23 protein-coding genes are annotated in these 22380 nt (G+C 69.0%); 4 read left to right on the top strand and 19 right to left on the bottom strand.

Annotation, left to right across the window (positions count from 1 at the left end):
* Positions 1-5 precede the first annotated feature (5 nt).
* The gene (locus ACFXKA_RS15695) at positions 6-941 is read right to left on the bottom strand and encodes a hypothetical protein (protein WP_379427729.1); all 936 of its coding nucleotides are present in this window, start codon (positions 939-941) and stop codon (positions 6-8) included.
* A gap of 157 nt (positions 942-1098) precedes the next feature.
* On the opposite strand from ACFXKA_RS15695, the gene ACFXKA_RS15700 reads away from it, so the two are divergent.
* The gene (locus tag ACFXKA_RS15700) at positions 1099-1308 is read left to right on the top strand and encodes a TOBE domain-containing protein (RefSeq protein WP_354837704.1); all 210 of its coding nucleotides are present in this window, start codon (positions 1099-1101) and stop codon (positions 1306-1308) included.
* A 69-nt stretch (positions 1309-1377) separates the two neighbouring features.
* Positions 1378-1746 carry a bleomycin resistance protein gene (locus ACFXKA_RS15705; RefSeq protein WP_379427730.1) on the top strand — a complete coding sequence of 123 codons (369 nt, stop codon included), beginning with the start codon at positions 1378-1380 and terminating at the stop codon, positions 1744-1746.
* A 134-nt stretch (positions 1747-1880) separates the two neighbouring features.
* Here the strand turns inward: ACFXKA_RS15705 and ACFXKA_RS15710 are convergent, their stop codons facing one another.
* From ACFXKA_RS15710 to ACFXKA_RS15755, 10 genes are all read right to left on the bottom strand, one after another.
* On the bottom strand, positions 1881-4208 hold the full coding sequence (locus tag ACFXKA_RS15710) for a Tex family protein (protein WP_379427816.1): 2328 nt from the start codon (positions 4206-4208) through the stop codon (positions 1881-1883).
* A 317-nt stretch (positions 4209-4525) separates the two neighbouring features.
* The gene (locus ACFXKA_RS15715; protein WP_379427731.1) at positions 4526-4852 is read right to left on the bottom strand and encodes a DUF732 domain-containing protein; all 327 of its coding nucleotides are present in this window, start codon (positions 4850-4852) and stop codon (positions 4526-4528) included.
* 13 nt (positions 4853-4865) lie between these two features.
* The gene (gene trmD / locus ACFXKA_RS15720; RefSeq protein ID WP_379386693.1) at positions 4866-5561 is read right to left on the bottom strand and encodes a tRNA (guanosine(37)-N1)-methyltransferase TrmD; all 696 of its coding nucleotides are present in this window, start codon (positions 5559-5561) and stop codon (positions 4866-4868) included.
* Between the two features lie 4 nt (positions 5562-5565).
* The gene (gene rimM / locus ACFXKA_RS15725) at positions 5566-6102 is read right to left on the bottom strand and encodes a ribosome maturation factor RimM (RefSeq protein ID WP_379427732.1); all 537 of its coding nucleotides are present in this window, start codon (positions 6100-6102) and stop codon (positions 5566-5568) included.
* On the bottom strand, positions 6103-6345 hold the full coding sequence (locus ACFXKA_RS15730; protein WP_029930032.1) for an RNA-binding protein: 243 nt from the start codon (positions 6343-6345) through the stop codon (positions 6103-6105).
* On the bottom strand, positions 6345-6791 hold the full coding sequence (gene rpsP, locus ACFXKA_RS15735; protein WP_379427733.1) for a 30S ribosomal protein S16: 447 nt from the start codon (positions 6789-6791) through the stop codon (positions 6345-6347). The genes ACFXKA_RS15730 and rpsP overlap by 1 nt, the downstream gene beginning before the upstream one ends.
* A 505-nt stretch (positions 6792-7296) precedes the next feature.
* On the bottom strand, positions 7297-8397 hold the full coding sequence (locus tag ACFXKA_RS15740; RefSeq protein ID WP_379427734.1) for an amidohydrolase family protein: 1101 nt from the start codon (positions 8395-8397) through the stop codon (positions 7297-7299).
* Positions 8398-8453: 56 nt separating this feature from the next.
* Complete coding sequence (locus ACFXKA_RS15745; RefSeq protein ID WP_379427817.1) at positions 8454-8909, bottom strand: LysR substrate-binding domain-containing protein; 456 nt, start codon at positions 8907-8909, stop codon at positions 8454-8456.
* Between the two features lie 445 nt (positions 8910-9354).
* Positions 9355-10092, bottom strand: a complete 738-nt coding sequence (locus ACFXKA_RS15750; RefSeq protein WP_379427735.1) for an MBL fold metallo-hydrolase — start codon at positions 10090-10092, stop codon at positions 9355-9357.
* A 33-nt stretch (positions 10093-10125) separates the two neighbouring features.
* Positions 10126-11091, bottom strand: a complete 966-nt coding sequence (locus ACFXKA_RS15755) for a fumarylacetoacetate hydrolase family protein (protein ID WP_379427736.1) — start codon at positions 11089-11091, stop codon at positions 10126-10128.
* Between the two features lie 87 nt (positions 11092-11178).
* Between ACFXKA_RS15755 and ACFXKA_RS15760 the strand changes: the two genes are divergently transcribed.
* Positions 11179-11376 carry a hypothetical protein gene (locus ACFXKA_RS15760; RefSeq protein WP_379427737.1) on the top strand — a complete coding sequence of 66 codons (198 nt, stop codon included), beginning with the start codon at positions 11179-11181 and terminating at the stop codon, positions 11374-11376.
* Positions 11377-11481: 105 nt separating this feature from the next.
* Here ACFXKA_RS15760 and ffh read toward each other — a convergent pair whose 3' ends face one another.
* From ffh to ftsY, 6 genes are all read right to left on the bottom strand, one after another.
* Complete coding sequence (gene ffh / locus ACFXKA_RS15765) at positions 11482-13053, bottom strand: signal recognition particle protein (RefSeq protein WP_379427738.1); 1572 nt, start codon at positions 13051-13053, stop codon at positions 11482-11484.
* 120 nt (positions 13054-13173) lie between these two features.
* A complete protein-coding gene (locus ACFXKA_RS15770; RefSeq protein ID WP_354837728.1) occupies positions 13174-13482 on the bottom strand; it encodes a hypothetical protein in 309 nt (102 codons plus the stop codon).
* Between the two features lie 197 nt (positions 13483-13679).
* Entirely contained in the window at positions 13680-16127 is a 2448-nt protein-coding gene (locus ACFXKA_RS15775) for a [protein-PII] uridylyltransferase (RefSeq protein ID WP_379427739.1), read from the bottom strand.
* 116 nt (positions 16128-16243) lie between these two features.
* Positions 16244-16582, bottom strand: a complete 339-nt coding sequence (locus ACFXKA_RS15780; RefSeq protein ID WP_040859831.1) for a P-II family nitrogen regulator — start codon at positions 16580-16582, stop codon at positions 16244-16246.
* Positions 16583-16587: 5 nt separating this feature from the next.
* Complete coding sequence (locus ACFXKA_RS15785) at positions 16588-17973, bottom strand: ammonium transporter (protein ID WP_354837732.1); 1386 nt, start codon at positions 17971-17973, stop codon at positions 16588-16590.
* A 197-nt stretch (positions 17974-18170) separates the two neighbouring features.
* On the bottom strand, positions 18171-19844 hold the full coding sequence (gene ftsY / locus ACFXKA_RS15790) for a signal recognition particle-docking protein FtsY (protein WP_379427740.1): 1674 nt from the start codon (positions 19842-19844) through the stop codon (positions 18171-18173).
* A gap of 216 nt (positions 19845-20060) precedes the next feature.
* Here ftsY and ACFXKA_RS15795 point away from each other — a divergent pair, with 216 nt between their 5' ends.
* Complete coding sequence (locus tag ACFXKA_RS15795) at positions 20061-20450, top strand: DUF2237 domain-containing protein (RefSeq protein WP_326357779.1); 390 nt, start codon at positions 20061-20063, stop codon at positions 20448-20450.
* An 18-nt stretch (positions 20451-20468) separates the two neighbouring features.
* Here the strand turns inward: ACFXKA_RS15795 and ACFXKA_RS15800 are convergent, their stop codons facing one another.
* Both ACFXKA_RS15800 and ACFXKA_RS15805 read right to left on the bottom strand, forming a co-directional pair.
* Entirely contained in the window at positions 20469-21374 is a 906-nt protein-coding gene (locus tag ACFXKA_RS15800) for a hypothetical protein (protein WP_379427741.1), read from the bottom strand.
* Positions 21375-21547: 173 nt separating this feature from the next.
* Positions 21548-22363, bottom strand: coding sequence for a TetR/AcrR family transcriptional regulator (locus ACFXKA_RS15805; protein WP_379427742.1), 816 nt, complete (start codon positions 22361-22363; stop codon positions 21548-21550).
* Positions 22364-22380 lie beyond the last annotated feature (17 nt).

Here is a 22380-nt window from a genome sequence, read left to right on the forward strand (position 1 = left end):
GCAACTCATTGGCTATCGACAGATTCCGGGGGACGGTCCGCGGCCGTGGGTTCGAGGGGCCGATCTGCATGCTTGCGCCCGTGCATGAGGTGCAGGTGGGCCGAGGGCGGCGCGTGCGGGGCCGGGACCACGGTCCGGGCCAGCTCCTCCTCGGCGGCGCGGAGCACGTGCGCGGCATCGGGCTTGCCCGCCAGCAGGTCCTGCACGAAGATCTTGGCCCGGATCACCGGGCGGCGATAACGGCGCTCGCGCCGCACCGCACGCCGCATGAGGCCCGAGCCCGCGGCGTAGCGCCAGCGCGCCCAGGGTGCGCCCGGGCGGCTCAGCCGCAGCGCGCCGATGACCAGCAGCGGCGGGAAGAACATTCCGAACAGACCGGTCCAAATCTTGCCCTTGGCAATGACCATGGCCGCCAGCAGCAGATTCCCCAACGCGAACCCGATCGTGAACAGCCGCTCGGGCACATTCTGATCGGTCCGGAGATCACGAATATTGCCGATGTCGAGCAACCACAGCGGATGGAAGCCGAGCAGCAGCAGCCCGGTCACGGCAAGGGCCACGAACACCGCATCGACCGAGGTGCGGCCCTGCTCCTCCCAGTACACGTCGCGCAGGTAGTAGATGAGCGCGAATTCGTCGAGCACCAGCGCCGCGCCGAGCCCGAACACGGCGGCCAGCGCACTGGTGACGCCGACGCTGCTCTGATACAGCGTCACGAACCCGACGCCGGCGCCGAGCACCAGGATCACCCCGAACACCATGTGGTGGATGTGCACGTCCCCGGCCCGCACATTGCCCGGCCACCAGCGCACCTGTTTGCGGATGAGCCGCACGCTGATTCGGATCAGCAGGAACCCGACGATGAACCCGAGAAGCAGGCATGCCAATGGCAATCTGCCGTGTGCCACCACGACATCTTCCCACCACCGATGTACGCGCATGCCCGTGTCGCCTCCGAAACCCTCGTGCGAACGTCAACCCCCGCCACGCTACCCGCGCCGCCGACCCGCACGGAAAGATCACATGCGGTCGCGCCGTGATTGAGCAACCTTCCAGCCACCATCGAAATGACGACCACCGGTGACTAGGCTCACCACCATGCGACTGAGTACACGAAACCAACTCGATGGAACAGTCACCCAGGTCACCCGCGGCGAGGCCATGGCGGTGGTGCGCATCCGCCTCGCGGGTGGTGACGAGATCACCTCCTCCATCACCCGTGACGCCGCCGACGACCTGGGTCTCGCCGACGGCAAACCCGTCAAGGTCCTCATCAAATCCACCGAGGTCTCCCTCGGCGTCGAATAACCCACCACGAGCACGCCGGGGCGCCCCCGAACCGGGACCGCCTCGGCGTCTTCATTTTTCGGAGCTTCCATGCCGGACGACATCACCTTCGAGCGCGTCGCGCCCGTGATCCCGGTCCTCGACCTCGACGCCGCCCTGGCCCGCTATCGCCGCCTCGGGTTCAGCGTCCACGCCTACGAGGGCGACGCCCGCTACGGCTTCGCCGACCGGGGCCGCGTATCCCTGCACCTCACCGAGTGGGACGAACACGACTCGACACGAACCGCCGCGGCGGTCTACCTCTACGTCTCCGACGCCGACGCGCTGCACGCGGAGTGGGCCGCCGCAGGCCTGCCCGGCCGCCTCACCACCCCGGTCGACACCGATTACGGCCTAAGGGAATTCGGCTACGTCGACCCCGACGGCACCCTGCACCGGGTCGGCTCCCCGCTGAGCTAGCCGGCACATCCCCATGAGACCGGGCTGCGCTCGGTCCCTCGGCGCCATCGCGCTGATCGCTCCGAGTTCCGAAATGGCCGTCCGGCCGAACCCGGGTGGGGGTTCGGCCGGACGGGCGGTTCGGGATCAGCTGGTCAGCGACCGAAGCCGGCGCGGCGGAGGGCGTCGGCCATCGAACCGCTGGGGGCGGGCTGATTGCGGTTGCCGCCGCCCTGACGCTGTCCGCCCTGGCGCTGGCCACCCTGGCCGCCCTGGCCGCCCTGCCGGTTGTCGCGGTTGCCGCCGCGCTGGCCGCCGCCCTGGTTGTTGCGCGGGCCGCGGTCGGCGCGGTCGGGCTTGGCGTTTCCGGGCTCGTCGTCGAGGCGCAGGGACAGGCCGATGCGCTGGCGCTGGACGTCGACCTCGAGCACCTTGACCTTCACGACGTCGCCGGACTTCACGACCTCGCGAGGGTCCTTGACGAAGTTGTGGGACATGGCCGAGACGTGGACCAGGCCGTCCTGGTGGACGCCGATGTCGACGAAGGCGCCGAAGGCGGCCACATTGGTGACGACGCCCTCGAGCACCATGCCGGGCTTCAGGTCGGCGACCTTCTCGATGCCCGCGGCGAATTCTGCGGTCTTGAATTCGGGGCGAGGGTCGCGGCCGGGTTTCTCGAGTTCGGCGATGATGTCGGTGACGGTCGGGACCCCGAACCGCTCATCGGTGAAGTCGGCCGGCCGCAGGGCGCGCAGGGCGGAGGTGTTGCCGATGATCTCCTTCACGCCCTTACCGCTGGCATCGAGGATGCGCCGGACCACGGGGTACGCCTCGGGGTGCACGCCGGAGGTGTCCAGCGGGTCGTCGCCCTCGCGGATGCGGAGGAAGCCCGCGCACTGTTCGAACGCCTTGGGGCCCAAGCGCGGGACATCTTTGAGTGCGGCGCGACTGCGGAATGGGCCGTTGGCATCACGATGCGCCACAATGCTTTCCGCGATCGAGTTGGAAATACCCGAGACCCGGGACAGCAGCGGGACCGAGGCGATGTTGACGTCGACGCCGACGGCGTTCACCGCGTCCTCGACGACCGCGCCCAGCGAGCGGGCCAGCAGGGTTTCGGAGACGTCGTGCTGGTACTGGCCGACACCGATGGACTTCGGGTCGATCTTCACCAATTCGGCCAGCGGGTCCTGGAGCCGGCGCGCGATGGAGACCGCGCCGCGCAGCGACACGTCCATGCCGGGCAGTTCCTGCGAGGCGTATGCGGAGGCCGAGTACACCGACGCGCCCGCCTCCGAGACCACGATCTTGGTGGGCTTGTTCTCGGGGATGCGCGAGATCAGTTCGGCGGCAAGGGCGTCGGTCTCGCGGGAGGCGGTGCCGTTGCCGATGGCGATGAGCTCGACATTGAAGCGGGCGACCAGTGCGCCCAGCACGGCCAGGGACTTCTCGGTCTGCCCCTGCGGCTTGTGCGGGTAGATGACCTCGGTGGCGACCACCTTGCCGGTGGCGTCCACGACGGCGACCTTCACACCGGTGCGGTAGCCCGGGTCCAGGCCCATGGTCGAGCGGGTGCCGGCGGGCGCCGCGAGCAGCAGGTCGCGCAGGTTGGCCGCGAACACGTCGACGGCATCGCGTTCGGCGGACTGCCGCAACCGCATTCGGGTGTCGATGCCCATGCTGACCTGCAGCTTGGTCCGCCACGCCCAGCGCACGGTGTCCAGCAGCCAGGAGTCGGCGGCGCGGCCCTGGTCGGCGATGCCGAACTTGATGGCGATGCGGCCCTCGTAGATCGAGCGCTGCCCGTCCTCGGGCTCCTCGGTGTCGGATTCGAGGTGCAGGTTGAGCACCTCTTCCTTCTCGCCGCGCAGCAGCGCCAGGATGCGGTGCGAGGGCAGCTTGCTGAAGGGCTCGGAGAATTCGAAGTAGTCGGCGAACTTCGCGCCCGCCTCCTCCTTGCCCGCGCGCACCGTCGAGCTCATCTGCCCGCGTTCCCACATGAGCTCGCGCAGTTCACCGACCAGGTCGGCGTCCTCGGCGAAACGCTCCACCAGGATGGCCCGCGCGCCGTCGAGCTGTTCGGCGTTGTACTGCGCGGGATCGGTGGTCGGGTCGGTCAGCAGCGCGTCGGCCACGGGCTCGTGCCCGGCCTCGCGCGCGATCTGCGCCTTGGTGCGCCGCTTGGGCTTGTAGGGCAGGTAGATGTCCTCGAGGCGGGCCTTGGTGTCGGCGAGCATGATCTGCGCGTGCAGCGCCTCGTCCAATTTGCCCTGGCCACGGATGGATTCGATGATCGAGCCCCGGCGCTCGTCGAGTTCACGCAGGTAGCTCAGGCGCTCGTCGAGGGTGCGTAGCTGGGCGTCGTCGAGTCCGCCGGTGACTTCCTTGCGGTAGCGGGCGATGAACGGCACGGTCGACCCGGCGTCCAGTAGTTCGACGGCGGAGCGCACCTGCTCCTCGCGCACCCCCAGCTCGTCGGCGATACGCCGGCCGACGCTGGCGAGGCGGACGGTGCTCTCGGTGCTCGCTGCACCCGTGGATGCGGCACCTGCGGATGCTGCGCTGACGGTTTCGGAGGCTGTCGTCACGCCCGCAGACACTACCGCCGCCACCCGACAGTGCGTGCAAGGCCCACACAGGATTCGGTCATTGCCCCGCCTCTCCGAAACTTCGGCGCCCCGCCGAGAGCCGTCACCCGGGACGCATGCGTGCCTGCGCCGAGTGCCGAATCAAGTCTGGGCGTACCCGGGGAGTTACCCCGATCCTCGCGAAATCAGTTGTTACGTACCGAATTTCACGGTCAGCCGAAATCTCTTGGGGTCGACTTGAATTCGGGGCAGTACACCGAGACGGCCGCGCGGGCAAGCCTTTCCCCGAATCCCCACTGGTCGGTCGCTACAACCGGAGTTCCCGCGCGCAGGTGGGCGCAGATGTCCTTGCCCTCGGCGATCAGGCGCTGCCCGTCCGCGGTGTCCTCATAGCCGGGCGACGCCACCGTCTCGTCGCCCAGGTGACTCAGGAAGAGCACATCGAGGTTGTCCGCGACCGCCTTGCCGCCGCCGAATATCGCGGCGAACAGGGCCAGCCCGGCCAGCGTCGCGCTGAGAAATCCTCTGGTTTCACCCATGATCGACCCTCCTTCACGCATGGCCCAGGTTATCCGGTAGGAGATCGGGCCTGCGTTCGGCCGTGCGGCGCAGCGACTGTTCGTGCCGCCACCCGGCGATCTTGGCATGGTTGCCGGACAACAGGATTTCGGGGACGTCGAGGCCGCGCCAGGACACCGGGCGGGTGTAGGAGGGGCCTTCCAATAGACCGTCGGAGAACGAATCCTGTTCGTGGGATTGCTGATTGCCGAGGACCCCCGGGATCAGCCGGACGAACGCCTCGGTCATGACCAGCACGGCGGCCTCGCCGCCGATGAGCACGTAGTCGCCGATGCTGACCTCTTCGACGCGTACCCGGCGCGCGGCATCGTCGAAGACGCGCTGGTCGATGCCCTCGTAGCGGCCGCAGGCAAAGACAATGTGCTGTTCGGCGGACCACCGTTGCGCGGTCTCCTGCGTGAACGGCACGCCCGCCGGAGTCGGCACCACCAGGAGCGCGTCGTCCGGGCACACCTCGTCGAGGGCGTCGCCCCACACGGTCGGCTTCATGACCATGCCCGGCCCGCCGCCGTACGGGGTGTCGTCCACCGACTTGTGGACGTCGTGGGTCCAGCGGCGCAGGTCGTGCACCTCCACCTCGAGCAGACCCTTGTCGATCGCCTTGCCCAGCAAGGCCGCTCGCATCGGCTCGAGGTATTCGGGGAAGATCGTGACTACGTCGATTCGCACGCCGCTACTCCGGGTCCAGCAGGCCCTCGGGCGGGTCGATGACGATCAGGCCGTCGGCGACCGACACCGTCGGCACCATGGCGAGCACGAACGGCACCAGGATCTCCCGGCCCGCGGGCGGGAACGCGTCCCCGGCCTTGATCGAAAGCAGTTCTCCCGCAGCGGAATGCAGCACCTCGTTGACGGTGCCGACCTGGGTGCCATCGCCGAGTTCGACGCGCAGGCCCTCGAGTTCGTGATCGTAGTACTCGTCCGGATCCTCCGACGGCGGCAGATCCGCGGAGTCCACCACGAACAGCATGCCCCGCAACGCATCCGCGGCCGTGCGGTCGGCGACGCCGTCCAGACGCAGGAGAAGCCGGCCCGAGTGCTCCCGGACCGACTCCACTTCGAATTCCTGCGCCTGATTCGCGCGCGGCAGCTTCCCCTTCAGGACGCTGCCGGGCGCGAACCGCAGTTCCGGCTCGTCGGTGCGGACTTCTACGACGAGTTCGCCACGCACACCGTGTGACTTGGCGACCCGCCCGACGACCAGTTCCATCTACTGATCCGTGTCGACCACGTCGACGCGAATGCCCTTACCGCCGATCCCGGCGACCAGGGTGCGCAGGGCGGTCGCGGTACGACCGCCGCGACCGATCACCTTGCCCAGATCATCCGGGTGCACGTGCACCTCGACGGTCCGGCCCCGACGGCTGGTGATCAGCTCGACGTGGACGTCGTCGGGATTGGCGACGATGCCGCGCACCAGGTGCTCGACAGCATCGGCGACAACGGCACTCATTACTCGGCGGCTTCGGTGGTGGCCTCAGCGGTCTCGGCCTCGGCGGCTTCGTCCTTCTTGGCGGCCTTCTTCTTGGGGGTGACGGCCTCGGCGACCGGCTCGTTCTCGGCGGCGGCCAGCGCGGCGTTGAACAGGTCCAGCTTGGACGGCTTCGGGGCCTTGGTCTTCAGGGTGCCCTCGGCGCCCGGCAGGCCCTTGAACTTCTGCCAGTCGCCGGTGATCTCCAGCAGACGCTTCACCGGCTCGGTCGGCTGCGCGCCGACACCCAGCCAGTACTGAGCGCGCTCCGAGTCGATCTCGATGAGCGACGGCTCTTCCTTCGGGTGGTACTTGCCGATGGACTCGATGGCGCGGCCGTCACGACGAGTACGGGCGTCGGCGATGACGACGCGGTACTGCGGGTTGCGGATCTTGCCCATACGGGTCAGCTTGATACGAACAGCCATGAGCTGATGCCTTTCAAATGGTTGGTCACGTCGCAATTCAGCAGCCCACACGAGGTGGACCCGGTTTTGCGTCAAGTGCTGTGACCGCCGCGCGGTACGGAACCGGAGACGGGCTGACACTGTCCTCGATGAGGACGGTCGTCCATTCTGCCAGAGCACGGGCGGCCCGGAGAAATCGCCCCGACCCGGCCCCGGAAACACCACAGCCCACCGGGTACGACCCCGATGGGCTGCGTCTCACGCAGAGCCTACGGCTGAACCGGGCCGGGCCCGGAGCTCCCGGACGTCAGCAGCTTCACGATCAAACCGGCCAACACGCTAATGGCCAGGGTTTCGATAGACCCCACGGTCATCTCCTCATCGAGTCGAAACAACAAACGTCTGAAGCATGACCGATTCACTTTAAATGCGCAGCCGAATCGCCAGACCCGCACAACCGCCCCCGCACCTGCGGCACACCCGGATCGTGATGCGGAACTTGGCGGGTCGTCTCAGCGGCCGGAGTTCAGCGGTGGCTGGTGACCGGGTCGCGGCGGTTGTAGACGCGGCCGCGTAATACCACCCAGGCGGGGGTGGCGAGGGCGGCCAGGTTTTCTCGTGGGTCCTCCTGGTACACAACGAAATCGGCGGGGGCTCCGGGTTCGATGCCTGGGCGGCCGAGCCAGGTGCGGGCGTGCCAGGACGAGGCGCCGAGGGCGTTGTGGGGGGTGAAGCCGGCGCCGGCGAGGGCGGCGATCTCGTCGGCGATGCGGCCGTGGCGGATGGAGCCGCCGGCGTCGGTGCCGGTGTAGATGGGGACACCGGCCTCGTGGGCCTTGGCGACGGTGGCGCGGGAGCGGCGGTGCAGGTCGCGCATGTGGGCGGCGTAGGTGGGGAATTTGGTTGCGCCGTCGGCGATTCCGGGGAAGGTGTCGATATTGATGAGGGTGGGGACGAGGGCGGTGCCGTGGGCGGCCATCAGGGCGATGGTGTCGTCGGTGAGGCCGGTGCCGTGCTCGATGCAGTCGATGCCGGCGTTCAGCAGGCCGGGCAGGGCGTCCTCGCCGAAGACGTGGGCGGTGACGCGGGCGCCCTCGCGGTGGGCCGCGTCGATGGCGGCCTTCAGGATGTCGTCGGACCACAGTGGGGCGAGGTCGCCGATCCCGCGGTCGATCCAGTCGCCGATGATCTTGACCCACCCGTCGCCGCGGCGGGCCTGCTCGGCGACGATCTCGGGCAGATCGCGCTCGTCGTCGAGTTCGATACCGAGTTCGCGGACGTAGCGCCGGGGGCGGGCGATGTGGCGGCCCGCGCGGATGATGCGCGGGAGGTCGTCGCGGTCGTCGATGAAACGGGTGTCGATGGGCGAGCCCGCATCCCGCAGCAGCAAGGCGCCCGCGTCCCGCTCGACCTCGGCCTGGGCGATCGCGCCCGCCGAATCCTCGTGTCCGCCGCCGTATTTGATGCCGACATGGCAGTGGGCGTCGACCAGGCCGGGCACGATCCAGCCGGAGGCCTGCACGGTGTCGGCGTCGGGAATCGGCTCCGCCGAGATCCGGCCGTCACGCACCCACAGGTCGCGGACTTCGTCATCGGGTAGGACCACGCCGCGGAAATGCAGCCGCATGCCGACCTCCTCGCCTGGACGGTATGTCTCGACACGAATCCGGGTCCACTATCGCATCAGTCGTCGAGCACGGTGATATCGGTGCGCTCCCGGCAAAGCCCGCGAATGGCGTCCAGCCCGGCCGCGATCACCGGATGCTCGGCGCTGCCCCGCCGCACCGCGGACAGGTGACGGCGGACCGGGACCGGATCGTCGTGCAACGGAACACGCACCACCGCCAGCTCCGGCGGCAGGAACGCGAGCCGGGGCACCAGACTCACCCCGAATCCGTGCGCCACCATCGCCGCCACACCCGGGAAATCGACCGCCTGCCCAGCGATCCGGGGCGTGAACGCGGCCGCGGCGCAGGCGGCCGACACCACCAGGTGATGGGTGATGCGCGCACGCCCGGTAATCCACGGCTCGGTCGCCGCCTCGGTCAGGGCCACGCTGTCGCACCCGGCGAGTGAATGCCCCACGGGCACAAGCAGATCCAACGGCTCGGCCAGCAGCGGACGCTGCTCGAACCGCAGGTCGTCGGGCGCGGGGCTGCCGCGGCCGCGGTCACCGTGCCGTGCTCACGCAGTACCCGCAGGGCCTGCAACCGAGGATCGATCATGTGGCAATTCCGAACGATTCGCTACGAAAACTTTCGATGGATCGAGACTACCGTCTCCGCGAAGACTGGCCCCATGACCGAATCGGACCGACAGTGTCGCCACTGCGGCTGGCCCACAGCCCAACCCTTCCAAGTCCTTTCGCGCCACCGTACCTCCGAGGGCATCGTCAGCTACACCCGCTGCGCCTGTGGCGCCGTGCGTATGCACCTGTGGCGCCCGTCTCCCTCGATCATCCGAGCACCACCGCCACCCCCGTAGCGACCAGTTCGGGGTCGAGCGCGTTCGGAGTCGATTGGGATCCGGGCATGATCACCACCTCGGCCAACCCCTGCCTGCCGATCTGACTTCTCCGCGGCGATCACTGCCGGGCGAAATCACCCAGCAGGCTCGACAGGTCGTGCCGGACCGGCAGCCCGTGCCCGGGAACCAGAATTCCGGCCTCCAGCGTGCAGAGCGCGCGGGCGCTCGCGAGCGTCCCCGCCTCATCGTGGTTGAACACGCTCGGGAGAAGTTGCAGTCCGGTCTCGAGCAACAGGGGGTGACCGGTGACCAGGGCGTCGCCGGAGAACAGCACACCCTCGGACGGCATCAGATACGCCGTGTGACCGTTGGTGTGACCGGGCGTCGGCACCTCGACGAAACCGCCGGGTAGCGCCGCCAGGGTGTCGGCGTCAGCGGTGCGAGCGGTCGGCACGGTCATCCCGATGTGACCGACGCAGGCGCGCAGGGTCTGCGCGACCCAGACCGCCCCGCGCCGAGTCCGCAACTGCCGCACCATGTCCACGGGCGTGATCTGTTGCAGGTACTCACGTTTGGCGTGCCGGACCTCCTCGGCGCCGGTGTAGACCGGCACGCCCAGGCGTTCGACCAGGGTCGGAATCGCACCCATGTGGTCGAGGTGCGCATGGGTCAGCAGCACCGCGGCGACATCGCCGAGCTCGTGCCCGATCTGGCGCACCGAACTCAGCACCGACTCGGTGTCGGCGGGATATCCGGCGTCCACGACCGTCACACCGCGCTCGTCACTGACCAACGCCCAGTTGACGTTCGTACCCGCGACGACGTAGACGGAATCGGAAACCTGGTCGATTTTCACGTACCGCTCCTCAGCGTTGGATTCGGTGATCGATCACGGCCGGATTCGATGTTCGATGACGCCGATGCCGTCGATCTCCAGGCGCAGCTCGTCGCCCGGAGCCAGCCAGCGGCCCACTTCCATACCACTGCCACCCGGCAGGGTGCCGGTGGCCAGCAGCTCACCCGGATACAGCTGCTCGGAGCGCGAGACATGCGCGATGGCCTCACCGAGCGAGAAGCGCATGCCCCCGGTCCCGGTGCGGGACACCGTCTCCCCATTGATCGCCACCGTGGCCGTGAGCCGATCGAGCCGGTCGGCCACCGCCGCACCGGCGACCGCCGTCCCGGACATCGAGCTGACGAAATGCTTGGACTTCTGCGGCCCGAAACCCGACCGCATTTCCGCCAATTGCACATCCCGCGCCGAGAAGTCGTTGACGACCACCACCGCCGCGATCGCGGCCAGCGCCTGCTCCGGCGACGCGTCGCGCAGCGGAGCGCCCAGCACCACCCCGAGTTCGAGCTCGAAATCCAGTGCGCGACTGTAGGCGGGCGGCGCGATCGGGACACCCGAGGGCACGATGGTCAACGCATTGGACAGGTAGTAGATGGGCTGGGCGTACCAGAGCCGGTGCGGCCGGTAGGCCGGGAACGTCCGTCGGGTCAGCGTCTCGAACGCCTGCCCGAGCCGGTATCCGGCGGGCAGGAACCGGCGGGCCATCCCCCGCGCGGCGTCCACGGCATGCTTCTCGTAGAGCATGAAGTCCCGGAACGAGACCGGGCACACCGGCAGTACCGTGGCCCCGTCGGCGAGCTCCAGGCGCTCGTAGCGGGCCAGCTCGAACTCCTCGGTCCAGGCCGAGGGCACGAGATCGGCCGCGCCGCCATCGGATTCGCCGACCGTCGTCCACCCGCCGCCGGTGTCGATCTGGGGGAGGATGCGCCGCCGGCCGCGGTCGAGGGTGCGGCGCAGGCGCGGGAGCGGGAGCGGGAGCGGGAGCGGGGTGGGTTCGGTCATCGCATCACCGGTTCTGCCGCGTCGGAGGACACCAAGTGGTCACGGGGGAACCGTACCGATAATTCCGACCATTGCACGGCATGACCCATGGCGCAGTGGTCGTCGTCGGCGTACACGTCGAGCACGGTCGAACTCCCGCCCGGCACCGACGCGCGTATGGCCCTGGAAGTGCTCATCGCACCGATCCACTTCAGTGCCATGCTCACCCGCGAACCCGCCGACGCGGACTACATCGTCCGCCCGGCCGGATACGTGACCCGAGCCCTCGGACCCACGCACGACTGAGCGCCGACCCGCATCACCCCGGGCCCGGAACGCACGATAACCCCTGGCCGGGAACGCAATTCGGCCCCGCCCGGGTGGGGCGGGGCCGAATCAGGTTCGCGCGGATCAGTTCTTGGGGAATTTCAGTTTCGAGAGGTCGAAACCTTCCAGACCCGGCGGCAGCTCGTTGAGACCGGCGGGGAGGTCGGAGAGGTCGGGCATGCCGGCGGGCATACCGCCCGGGAGGCCGGGCATGCCGGGGAAGCCGCCGCGCACCTTCGGCGGAGTCGGGCCACGCCCGCCCTTCTTGCCCTTCTTGCCCTTCCTGGTGTTCTTGCCGCCACGGCCCGCACCCGGCAGGCCGAACTGCCGGGACATCGCGCCCATCATCTTCCTGGCCTCGAAGAACCGGTCGACCAGCTGGTTGACGTCGGACACCGCGACGCCCGAGCCATTGGCGATGCGCAGGCGGCGGGAGGCATTGATGATCTTGGGGTTGGCGCGCTCGGCGGGGGTCATGCCACGGATGATGGCCTGCACCCGGTCGAGCTGCTTGTCGTCGACCTGGGCCAGCACGTCCTTCATCTGCCCCGCGCCGGGCAGCATGCCCAGCAGGTTGCCGATCGGGCCCATCTTGCGGATGGCCAGCATCTGCTCGAGGAAGTCCTCGAGGGTCAGCTCACCCGAGCCGATCTTGCGGGCGGCCTCCTCGGCCTGCTTGGCGTCGTAGACCTGTTCGGCCTGCTCGATCAGGGTGAGCAGGTCGCCCATGCCGAGGATGCGGCTGGCCATGCGGTCGGGATGGAAGACATCGAAGTCCTCGAGCTTCTCGCCGGTGGAGGCGAAAAGGATGGGCTGGCCGGTGATTTCACGCACCGACAGGGCCGCACCACCGCGGGCGTCACCGTCGAGCTTGGTGAGCACGACACCGGTGAAGCCGACGCCGTCGCGGAAGGCCTCGGCGGTGGCGACCGCGTCCTGACCGATCATGGCGTCGAGGACGAACAGGGTCTCGTCGGGGTTGACGGCGTCGCGGATGCCCGCGGCCTGCCGCATGAGCTCCTCATCGATACCGAGGCGACCGGCGGTGTCGACGATGACCACGTCGTACTGCTTGGTCTTCGCCTCTTCGATACCGGCGCGCGCCACATCGATCGGGTCGGAGGCCGAGACGCCCAGCGGGTTCTCGCCGCCGCCGATGGAGGTGCCCGGGTGCGGCGCGAAGACCGGCACCCCGGCCCGCTCGCCGACCACCTGCAGCTGGGTGACCGCGCCGGGACGCTGGAGGTCACAGGCCACCAGCAGCGGCGTATGTCCCTGCGCCTTCAGCCATTTGGCGAGCTTGCCCGCGAGGGTGGTCTTACCGGCACCCTGCAGACCGGCCAGCATGATGACGGTCGGCGGATTCTTGGCCAGCCGCACCCGCCGGGTCTCGCCGCCGAGGATATTGATGAGCTCCTCGTTGACGATCTTGACGACCTGCTGCGCCGGATTCAGGGCGGCGGACACCTCGGAGCCCTTGGCCCGCTCCTTGATCTTGGCGATGAAGCCGCGCACCACGGGCAGCGCCACGTCGGCCTCGAGCAGCGCCAGCCGGATCTCACGGGCGGTCGCGTCGATGTCCGCCGGCGACAGGCGTCCCTTGCCACGCAGATCCTTGAGGGCACCGGCCAACCGGTCGGAAAGGGATTCGAACACCGATGCTCCTGATCTCGAGGGACGTCACTCGAGATACCAGGGTAGTGGGATCCGCGTGATGCCGTTGCGCCAGGCTCGGACCTGCGCGAACGGGGCGACGCGGCAAGCGGTTCCGGGCGGCTATTCCAGCGAGCGGGGACGCGGGCCGGGCCGCCGCAGATCATGGTTCTCGGTGGCGACCATACCGACCGCCTCGCGGGCGGTGAGGCCCAGTTCCAGGGCGAGCCCGTCCAGCAACGCCCATTCGGCGTCGGAGGGCGCCTGGTCGGCGACGGTGGACGCGATGGTCATCGCGGTCACCGCCTGTTGGCCGCTCAGGGTGCGCCCCGGCAGCCAGGAGACCACCCAGCGATCACCACCGACGCAGCGGGCGATGTGTGCGGTCAAATCGCTGGTCATCATCGACGCGGATACGACTTCGATTGCCACCGACCTGCTCCCCTCATGCTCGCGACAGCTTGGGACCTCCGGATCGACCTTGCACGCGAATACTAGGGTGTGACTCCGATCACCCGATCGGTATTACAGCAAATCTCCTGCAACATTCTGATTAACCGGCAAACGTGCGGTTTGTCCGCTAATCCCGGTTCCTGGCGAACAATTGGTAAACCGCCGGGAGATCCGATTCAGCTGTCCGATTCGAGAGGTTTCTTCGGTTGTTGCGGCGGCACCACCGTCAGCACCGCCGCCTCGATCTCCGCCCGCCGCCCGGGCGTGTCGGAAACGCCCAGATCCAGGCAGAACGAGTCGATGACCGCCGAACCCATGGTCACCACCTTCGCCCAGCAGACATTCACCCCGGCCTCGGCCAGCGCCGCGGCCAGCCGGCTCAGCAACCCGATCCGATCCTCGGCACGCAATTCCAGCAGCACCCGGCCCGGATCGGCGGTCTCGTGCCAGAACACCCGCGGCCGCGCCTGCGCGAACGGCCTCGGCTGGGCGCCGCCCGCATCGCGCTCCTTACGGGCCAGCACCGAGGCCAGATCCAGATCGCCGTTGATGGCGCGGATCAGTTCCTGGCGCAGCAGGCCCGGGTCCGGCGGATCACCGAAACGCGGTGCCACGACGAAGGTATCGATGGCCGAGGCGCCCACACTGGCGAGTTCGGCCGACAGCACCCGCAGCGAATGCACGGCCAGCACACCCGCCGCATCGGAGAGCAGACCCGGATTGTCGGGCGCGACCACGGTGACCACATGGTGGTAGCGGCTCTCTCCCGGCTTCAGATCCACGTGCACGCCACCGGATTCCGCGCGGGCGCGCAGCTCGTCGGGAATCGGGGTCGGCTCGGGCAGGGCGTAGCCCGCCATGGCCGTGCGGCAGTTGCGCACGAGATCGCCGATGAGCGAGGCCTTCCAGTCGTTCCACACGCCGGGCCCGGTGGCCAGCGCGTCGGCCTCGGCCAGGGCGTGCAGCAGCTCCAGCAGCTGCGGGTCACCGTCGAGGGCGTCGATCACCATCTTCACGGTGTCGGAATCGGTGATGTCGCGCCGCGTGGCCGTGTCGGGCAGCAGCAGGTGGTGGCGCACCACACCCGCGAGCGTCTGCACGTCGGAAGGCCACAGCCCCAGGCGATTTCCGATGGAAACGGCCAGCTCCGCACCGACCACGCTGTGATCCTCGGTGCGGCCCTTGCCGATATCGTGCAGCAGCGCACCCAGCAGCAGCAGGTCCGGGCGGGCGACCCGGGTGGACAGCGCCCCGGCCTGGGCGACGGTCTCCATGAGATGACGGTCCACGGTCCAGGTGTGCATGGCATCGCGCGGCGGCAGGTCGCGCACCACGCCCCATTCCGGAAAGAGCCTGCCCCACAGGCCCGTCCGGTCCAGCGCCTCCACGGCATCGACGGCGCCGCGGCCCGTGCCCAGCAGGACCAGCAGGTCGTTGAGGGCTTCCTTGGGCCACGGCTCGCGTAGCTCGGGCGCGTCCTCGCCGAGCCGGTTGAGCGTGGTCGCCGACATCGGCAGCCCGGTCTGCGCCGAGGCCGCGGCCACCCGCAGGATCAGCCCGGGATCGCGCTGCGGCCGGGCATCGCGGGCGAGCACCACCTCCCCGGAGTGTTCGACCACCCCCTCATCGAGTGGTCGGCGTACCGGGGCGCGGCGCAAGCGCGCGAGCCCGCGCCGTGGCAGCGCGTTCCCTGCGGTCCGCAGCCCGACGTCGGTGGAGTAACTCACCGTGCGGGCCGCATCACTGAGCGTGCGGGCCAGATCGAAGCGATCCCCGATGCGCAGGGCCGCCCCGATCTCGTCGGCGTCCTGAGCCCGCAACTGGTCACGGGCCCGGCCCGCCACCCGGTGCAATTCGGTGCGGACATCCAGCAGGCGGCGATGCGCCTGCTGCAACCCGCCACCGGGCACATCCGGACCGAGCCCCGGCATGGCGTCGGTCAGTTGTGCGATGGCGAGCGCGTCCAGCAGCTGGATGTCCCGCAGCCCGCCGCGCCCGTTCTTGAGATCGGGCTCGGCGCGGTGCGCGACGTCTCCGCTTCTGCGCCAGCGGGTTTGGGCCTGTTCGATCAGGGCGTCGAAGCGGGACCGAATTCCGGCGCGCCAGTCCCGGCGTACGCCGCTGATGAGCAGGTTGCTCAGGCCGTCGTCGCCCACGATGTGCCGGGCCTCGAGCATGCCGAGGGCGGCGGTGAGATCGTCGGCGGCCACGCGCAGCGCCTGCGGGACGGTGCGCACGCTGTGATCGAGCTTGATGTGGGCGTCCCACAGCGGATACCAGAGCTGATCGGCGACCTCGGCGACCCGATGCGGATCGACGTCGTCGTAGAGCAGCACCAGATCCAGGTCGGAGTAGGGCAGCATTTCCCGGCGGCCCAGTCCGCCCACGGCGACGAGGGCGAGCCCGCTGTCGGCGGTGATGCCGACCTCATGGCCCTTGGTGGTCAGCCACAGCTCGTAGAGATCCACCAGCGCTTCCCGCAGCGCCTCGGGGTCCAGACGGGACGCACGGCCATTGGCGCTGTGCTCCGCGAGCAGTTGGTTGCGGGCCCGGACCAGGTCCGAGGCTCCGCCGGAAACCTGCTCGGCCTCGGTTCTGTCGTCGCGTTCCTGCTGGAAACCCACAACCCACCACCCATCTGAATTCAGTTCTTCGCCGCACATGGGGGCGGCCCCGCCACCGCCGGTTCGACACCGACGGTGGCCAGGGCCGCCACTGGTTCCGCTGCTCCGGTTACCGCTTACAGAGCGTCGGAACCGCGTTCGCCGGTGCGCACCCGGACGATGGCGTCGACCGGGGTCACCCAGACCTTGCCGTCGCCGATCTTGCCGGTGCGGGCGGCCTCCACGATGACCTCGACGACCTTGTCGACGGAGGCGTCGTCCACGACCACCTCGACCCGAACCTTCGGGACGAAGTCGACGGAGTACTCGGCACCGCGGTAGACCTCGGTGTGGCCCTTCTGGCGACCGTAACCCTGAACCTCGCTGACGGTCATGCCGAGCACGCCCGCCTGCTCCAGGCCGGTCTTCACGTCCTCCAGGGTGAACGGCTTCACGATCGCAGTGATCAGTTTCATTTTCGTCATGCCTCCTTGACGGCGGCGGTGCGCGCCGCACCACCCACAGCAGCGAAATCGTATGCCGTTTCAGCGTGATCCGACTCGTCCATGCCGACGAACTCCTCTTCCTCGCTCGCGCGGAGGCCGATGGTGAACTTGATGGCGAACGCGATGATCAGCGTCACGATGAACGAGAAGGCAAGCACCACACCGGCTCCCGCGGCCTGACGCCACAGCTGGTCGAAACCGCCGCCGTAGAACAGACCCGCGACATGGGCCGGCGCCTCCTTGGTGGCCACCAGGCCGACCATCAGGGTGCCGATGATGCCGCCGACCAGGTGGACGCCCACCACGTCGAGCGAGTCGTCGAAGCCCAGCTTGAACTTCAGGCCGACGGCCAGGGCGCAGGCCACACCGGCGACCGCGCCGATGGCCAGCGCGCCGAGGACGTTCACCGAGGAGCAGGACGGGGTGATGGCGACCAGACCCGCGACGACGCCGGACGCGGCGCCCAGCGAGGTGGCGTGGCCGTCACGCAGCTTCTCCACGAGCAGCCAGCCGAGCATGGCCGAGCAGGTGGCGAAGGTGGTGGTCAGGAAGGTGGAACCCGCGGTGCCGTTGGAGGACAGCGCCGAACCGGCGTTGAAGCCGAACCAGCCGAACCACAGCAGACCGGCGCCGAGCATGACGAAGGGCAGGTTGTGCGGACGCATCGGGGTCTTCGGCCAGCCCTTGCGCTTACCCAGGACGAGGCAGAGGGCCAGCCCCGCGGCACCGGCGTTGATGTGGACCGCGGTACCACCGGCGAAGTCGATCACGTGCAGCTTGTTGGCGATCCAGCCGCCCTCGTGAATGACATTGCCGTCGGAGTCGGTGGCGTTGAAGTCGAAGACCCAGTGCGCGACCGGGAAGTAGACGATCGTGGCCCAGACCGCGGCGAACAGCGCCCAGGCGCCGAACTTCAGGCGGTCGGCGACCGCGCCCGAGATCAGGGCGACGGTAATGATCGCGAACATCAGCTGGAACGCCACGAACACGGTCATCGGAATGTGGGTGTTACCGGCCAGCGGGATCCCGACGACCTTGGTCGGATCGGAATCCGCGACCGCGTCGGCACCGATCAGGCCCTTGAGCCCGAAGAACTGCTTCGGGTTGCCGATCAGTCCGAACTTGTTGTCGCCGAACGCTGCCGAGAATCCGAAGATTGCCCATAGCACGCCGACGATGCCCATGGCACTGATGCTCATCATGATCATGTTGAGCACGTTCTTGCTACGGACCATGCCGCCGTAGAAGAACGCGAGCCCCGGGGTCATTAAAAGCACCAATGCCGAACTCGCCAACATCCAGGCTGTGTCGCCGGTGTTCGGCAAATCAACGATGGGGTACGCCACCTTTGTCCTCCTCATCTCTGGCCCCGCAGCAACCTGCGAATAAGCCTGCAATGAGATTCACCAGTCGGTGTTTCAACCGTGATCCTGCGGCGTTTCGCCTAGGTGAACGGGTGAGCTTGCAGTGTTGCGGTCACGTTTCCGAAACCGCACCGCTGTTATGACGACCGGGTGAGGATGATGTTGATCTCGGTATCGATGCAGTTCAGTAGCGGTTAACCGAGCAGGGCGTCGACGAAGGCGCCCGGTTCGAAGGGTGCGAGGTCGTCGGCGCCCTCTCCCAAACCGACCAGTTTGACCGGAACGCCCAGCTCATGCTGCACCTGGAAGACGATGCCGCCCTTGGCGGTTCCGTCCAGCTTGGTCAGCGCGACACCGGTGATGTCCACGACGTCGGCGAAGACCCGCGCCTGCATCAGGCCGTTCTGGCCGACCGTGGAGTCGAGCACCAGGATGACCTCGTCCACCGCGGCCTTCTTCTCCACCACACGCTTGACCTTGCCCAGCTCGTCCATCAGGCCGGTCTTGGTGTGCAGGCGACCGGCGGTGTCGATGAGCACCACGTCCACGCCGCGATCGATACCGGCCGACACCGCGTCGAAAGCGACGGCCGCGGGATCCGCGCCCTCCTTACCGCGCACGGTCTCCGCTCCCACGCGCTCACCCCAGGTCTGCAGCTGATCGGCGGCCGCGGCACGGAAGGTGTCGGCCGCGCCCAGCAGCACGCGGCGGCCGTCGGCCACCAGCACACGCGCCAATTTGCCGGTGGTGGTGGTCTTTCCGGTGCCGTTCACGCCCACGACCAGCAGGATCGACGGGTGATCGGCGTGCGGCAGGGCACGGATGGAGCGATCCAGCTCGGGTCGGAGCGCGTCGACGAGCACCTCGCGCAGCAGGGCGCGCGCGTCGGCGGCGGTGCGGATGCTGCGGGCGGCCATCTCCTGGCGCAGCCGCTCCACGACGGCGGTGGTGGTGGCGGTACCCAGGTCGGCCATGACCAGGGTGTCCTCGATCTCCTCCCAGGAGTCCTCGTCCAGATCACCACCACCCAGCAGGCCGAGCAGCGACTTGCCGACGGCGTTCTGGGAGCGGGACAGGCGACCGCGCAGCCGGGTCAGCCGACCCGCGGTGGGCTCGATCTCGGCGATGGCCGGGACTGCCGCCTCGGCGGGGGGCGCGGTGACAGGCGCGCCCGCGTGCGCGGCGATAGCGGCCTCGGCGGCAGCGGCCACCTCGGCGGCGGCGACGGCGGCCTCGGCGGCCTCCTCGGCGGCGGCCTCTTCCGACGCGGGGTGCTCGACGACATCCCCGGCGGCGGTATCGGCCGCGGTCTCACCGGCCTGCTCGGCGGCCTCGACCGCCGCGGCTCGGGCGCTGTCCTCGGCGTTCTCGAGCGACTGCGTGGCCGCCTCACCCGCGTCGGCGGCCTCGGCGGCCGGGGCGGATTCGGTGGTGACGGGCTCGGTGGGCGCGACGGGCTCGGGGGGCGTGACGTGCTCGGTGGCCGGAGCGAGCTCGGGGCCCTGGACCGGGTCGGGGAGGCGGACATTGGTGATGGTCCGCTTGGCGGCGTCGCGCGGGACGGCGGCGTCGTCACCGACGTGCGGCTGTCCCTCGTCGTCGGTGCGCTCGGGCGGGAGCGGCAGCGGTTGCGGCTTGGGTTTGGCGGCGGGCGCCTGTTCGCGCTCGGCGGTGCCGCTGCCCTGGCTGAAGTTGAATCCGCTCGAGGCCTGATATCCGCCCGACCGGTCGGTCACCTCCTTGGTCTCGGTGACCTCCGGGGTCAGCGAGATCCGGCGGCGCTTGTTCAGGGCGTAGCCGGCAACCAGCGCCACGAGCAGCACCGCCGCGATCGCGGCGATGAGAATCCACAGTTCAGCAGTCGTCACGCCCCCATCCTTTCAGAGGCACCTGCATTGCCGGATTCACATACCTACCGACGCGTCGCAGGGCAGTGTCGTCTATCACACAGCGATGCCGTGTGGCGCGGAGACACGCCGGGTAGGGGCCTGGAAATCCCAGCAACTACCAACCGGTCTGCTCGAGAACGTGCCACAGTGCGGAAGGAGCGGCGAATGCGACACCGAGACAATAGGATCGGCGACGTGACCGATCGAAATGTGCTTGGGGGACCGCTGGAGGAGTGCGGCACCGATCCTCTCACCGGCTTCTACCGGGACGGATGCTGCAGCACCGGTCCCGAGGATTTGGGCAGCCACACCGTCTGCACCGTGGTGACGGCGGAATTCCTGGAGCACCAGAAGTCGATCGGCAACGATCTCGTCACTCCGCGGCCCGAGAACAACTTCCCGGGCCTGCAACCGGGCGACAGGTGGTGTGTGGTGGCCGTGCGCTGGCTGCACGCCCACGAGGACGGGGTGGCCGCGCCAGTGGTGCTGGCCGCCACCCACGAGAACGCCCTCGAGGTGGTGCCCATGGAAACCCTGCGCAAGTACGCCGTCGACGTCCCCGACGACGTCAGCGACCTGCTCTGAGACCCTGTCGCAGCCGGCTCAGCCGCCGGTGTGCAGCCCGTTGTCGCTACCCCTGCGCAACAATGCCTCTGTGGCGCTGCGCAATTCGACGCGAGCGGCGCACAGCTGCGGGTCCGAGGCGAAGGCCACGCGGTCGGCGCCGGCGTGCAGGGGGCCGTGGAGGACCTGCAGGGTGATGGAGCCGGCGACAGCGCCGAAGAACAGGGCGATCAAGGCGGGGCGCTCACCGGCCAGGGTGAGAGCGAGCGCGGCCTGACCGCCGAACACGGCCGCGGTGGCCGCCGAGAGCACCAGCGAGTGGGTCATGTCGGCGCGCAGCGCCTCGCCCTCGTCGTAGGCGTCCACCACGGCGATGCCCAGGCCCAGCACCACCAGGTCGGCCGCGATCACCGACAGCATGGCCGTGCGCGGCAGGACGTTGAGCCCCAACAGGATCAGGGCCGCGCTGAGCCCGAGCAGCAGCGCGCCGATGGTCAGCAGGCCGGCCGCCGACCGCCGCGAATCCTCGGACCATTCGGCGTGCTGTCCCAGCATCCCGAGCATGGTGCCGAGCAGCGCCAGCAGGGTGAGCGCGCCGAGCAGATACCCGGCGGGCAGGAAGCCGCCCGCGGCGGGCATGGCCAGCAGGGCGCACAGCGGCAGCAGCCCGGCCCGCCACCAGCGGTCCACGCGCTCGACGGCATTGAGGGGCAGCAGCCGCACGAAGACTCCGCTGAAGGCCAGCACCGGCGCGCACACCAGCACGATCCGCGGACCGTCGAACCAGGAGTTGCCGCCGGCCAGCCGATCCGCCACCACGGCCGCGGCGAATGCCAGCAGCCCGATGGCAGCCCTGCGTAACAACGGCTTTCGCGGATCCCGCGCCAGTAGATACAAACCGAGCCACCATGCGACACCGAACGTCGCGGCCGACACCCAAACCACGCAGGGAGCGTACTTCCCCACTGGCCTGTTGCGGGTCCATACGAAGACGCCAAATATGGCCTTCTACCAGTATTTTTCGCCTCTGCACCCGCCTCGTCACACCTTCGCATCCGTTCGGACACACCCAGGTCACGAAGTGCCCCAACACCTTTCAGTGGGGGCCGATTAGGGGCTCATGCGGGGGTGGCGTGGCGACGACGATGTGCCTTCTGACGGCAGGCGGCGGAGCAGTAGCGGGCCGGGCGGCCGGTGCCGGTCGGGTGGATCGGGGTGGCGCAGATCGGGCAGTGCGGCGTTTCGTCACACGCCGTGGTTTCGTCACGGGGCGCGGGCGGGTTCCGGAGTTTCGTCACGGTGCCGGACACCGGCCGGGCCCGCATGGAGTCCAGGACCAGGGCGGCGGGGCGGGACAGCTCGCTACCCGGGCTGAGGCGTTGGATGGCAACACATCCCGTGAACAGCGCCAGCACGTCGGAGAGCGCGAGGTCCGGGCGGACCGCGCCGGCACGCTGCGCGGCGACCAGCAGATCATCGAGGGCGGTGTGGAAGCGGGCGCCCGCGTCCCGCACCAGTTCGCGGGGCCAGCCGTCATTGGCGGCCAGGTCGCAGACGGCCTGGTTGCGATGAGACGAGACGATGACCTCGGTACAGAAGACGAAGAAGGCCCGGCCCGGGTCGGGCGCGTCCCGCAGGCGGTGCGCGAGAGCGGTGAGGCGGTCGATGCGCTGCTGCATGACCGCTTCCAGCAGTGCGGTTTTGGTGGGGAAATGCCGGTAGACGGTGCCCGCGCCGACGCCCGCGCGGCGGGCCACCTCGGCCAGTGACACGGCGACGCCGCCCTCGGCGAGGGCCCGCTGCGCCGCGGCCAGCACCAGCGCGCGATTGCGGCGCGCATCGGACCGGGTGTTCGGGGCGGGCTTGTCGCGGAGCAGGGTCGGCTCTATGCGGGAGAGGTTGTGGTCTACGTGGGACAGGCTGGGCGCGGACATTTCGTTACGCGGGTCCT

Source organism: Nocardia sp. NPDC059228 (genome assembly GCF_042754245.1).
Taxonomy (GTDB): domain Bacteria; phylum Actinomycetota; class Actinomycetes; order Mycobacteriales; family Mycobacteriaceae; genus Nocardia.

Excerpts from the sequence above, each read along its gene's own strand:
- ACFXKA_RS15695 (WP_379427729.1), bottom strand. The coding sequence starts at position 941 with ATGCGCGTACATCGGTGGTGGGAAGATGTCGTGGTGGCACACGGCAGA.
- ACFXKA_RS15700 (WP_354837704.1), top strand. The coding sequence starts at position 1,099 with ATGCGACTGAGTACACGAAACCAACTCGATGGAACAGTCACCCAGGTC.
- ACFXKA_RS15705 (WP_379427730.1), top strand. The coding sequence starts at position 1,378 with ATGCCGGACGACATCACCTTCGAGCGCGTCGCGCCCGTGATCCCGGTC.
- ACFXKA_RS15715 (WP_379427731.1), bottom strand. The coding sequence starts at position 4,852 with ATGGGTGAAACCAGAGGATTTCTCAGCGCGACGCTGGCCGGGCTGGCC.
- rimM (WP_379427732.1), bottom strand. The coding sequence starts at position 6,102 with ATGGAACTGGTCGTCGGGCGGGTCGCCAAGTCACACGGTGTGCGTGGC.
- ACFXKA_RS15730 (WP_029930032.1), bottom strand. The coding sequence starts at position 6,345 with ATGAGTGCCGTTGTCGCCGATGCTGTCGAGCACCTGGTGCGCGGCATC.
- rpsP (WP_379427733.1), bottom strand. The coding sequence starts at position 6,791 with ATGGCTGTTCGTATCAAGCTGACCCGTATGGGCAAGATCCGCAACCCG.
- ACFXKA_RS15740 (WP_379427734.1), bottom strand. The coding sequence starts at position 8,397 with ATGCGGCTGCATTTCCGCGGCGTGGTCCTACCCGATGACGAAGTCCGC.
- ACFXKA_RS15755 (WP_379427736.1), bottom strand. The coding sequence starts at position 11,091 with ATGACCGAACCCACCCCGCTCCCGCTCCCGCTCCCGCTCCCGCGCCTG.
- ACFXKA_RS15760 (WP_379427737.1), top strand. The coding sequence starts at position 11,179 with ATGGCGCAGTGGTCGTCGTCGGCGTACACGTCGAGCACGGTCGAACTC.
- ACFXKA_RS15780 (WP_040859831.1), bottom strand. The coding sequence starts at position 16,582 with ATGAAACTGATCACTGCGATCGTGAAGCCGTTCACCCTGGAGGACGTG.
- ACFXKA_RS15785 (WP_354837732.1), bottom strand. The coding sequence starts at position 17,973 with ATGAGGAGGACAAAGGTGGCGTACCCCATCGTTGATTTGCCGAACACC.
- ACFXKA_RS15805 (WP_379427742.1), bottom strand. The coding sequence starts at position 22,363 with ATGTCCGCGCCCAGCCTGTCCCACGTAGACCACAACCTCTCCCGCATA.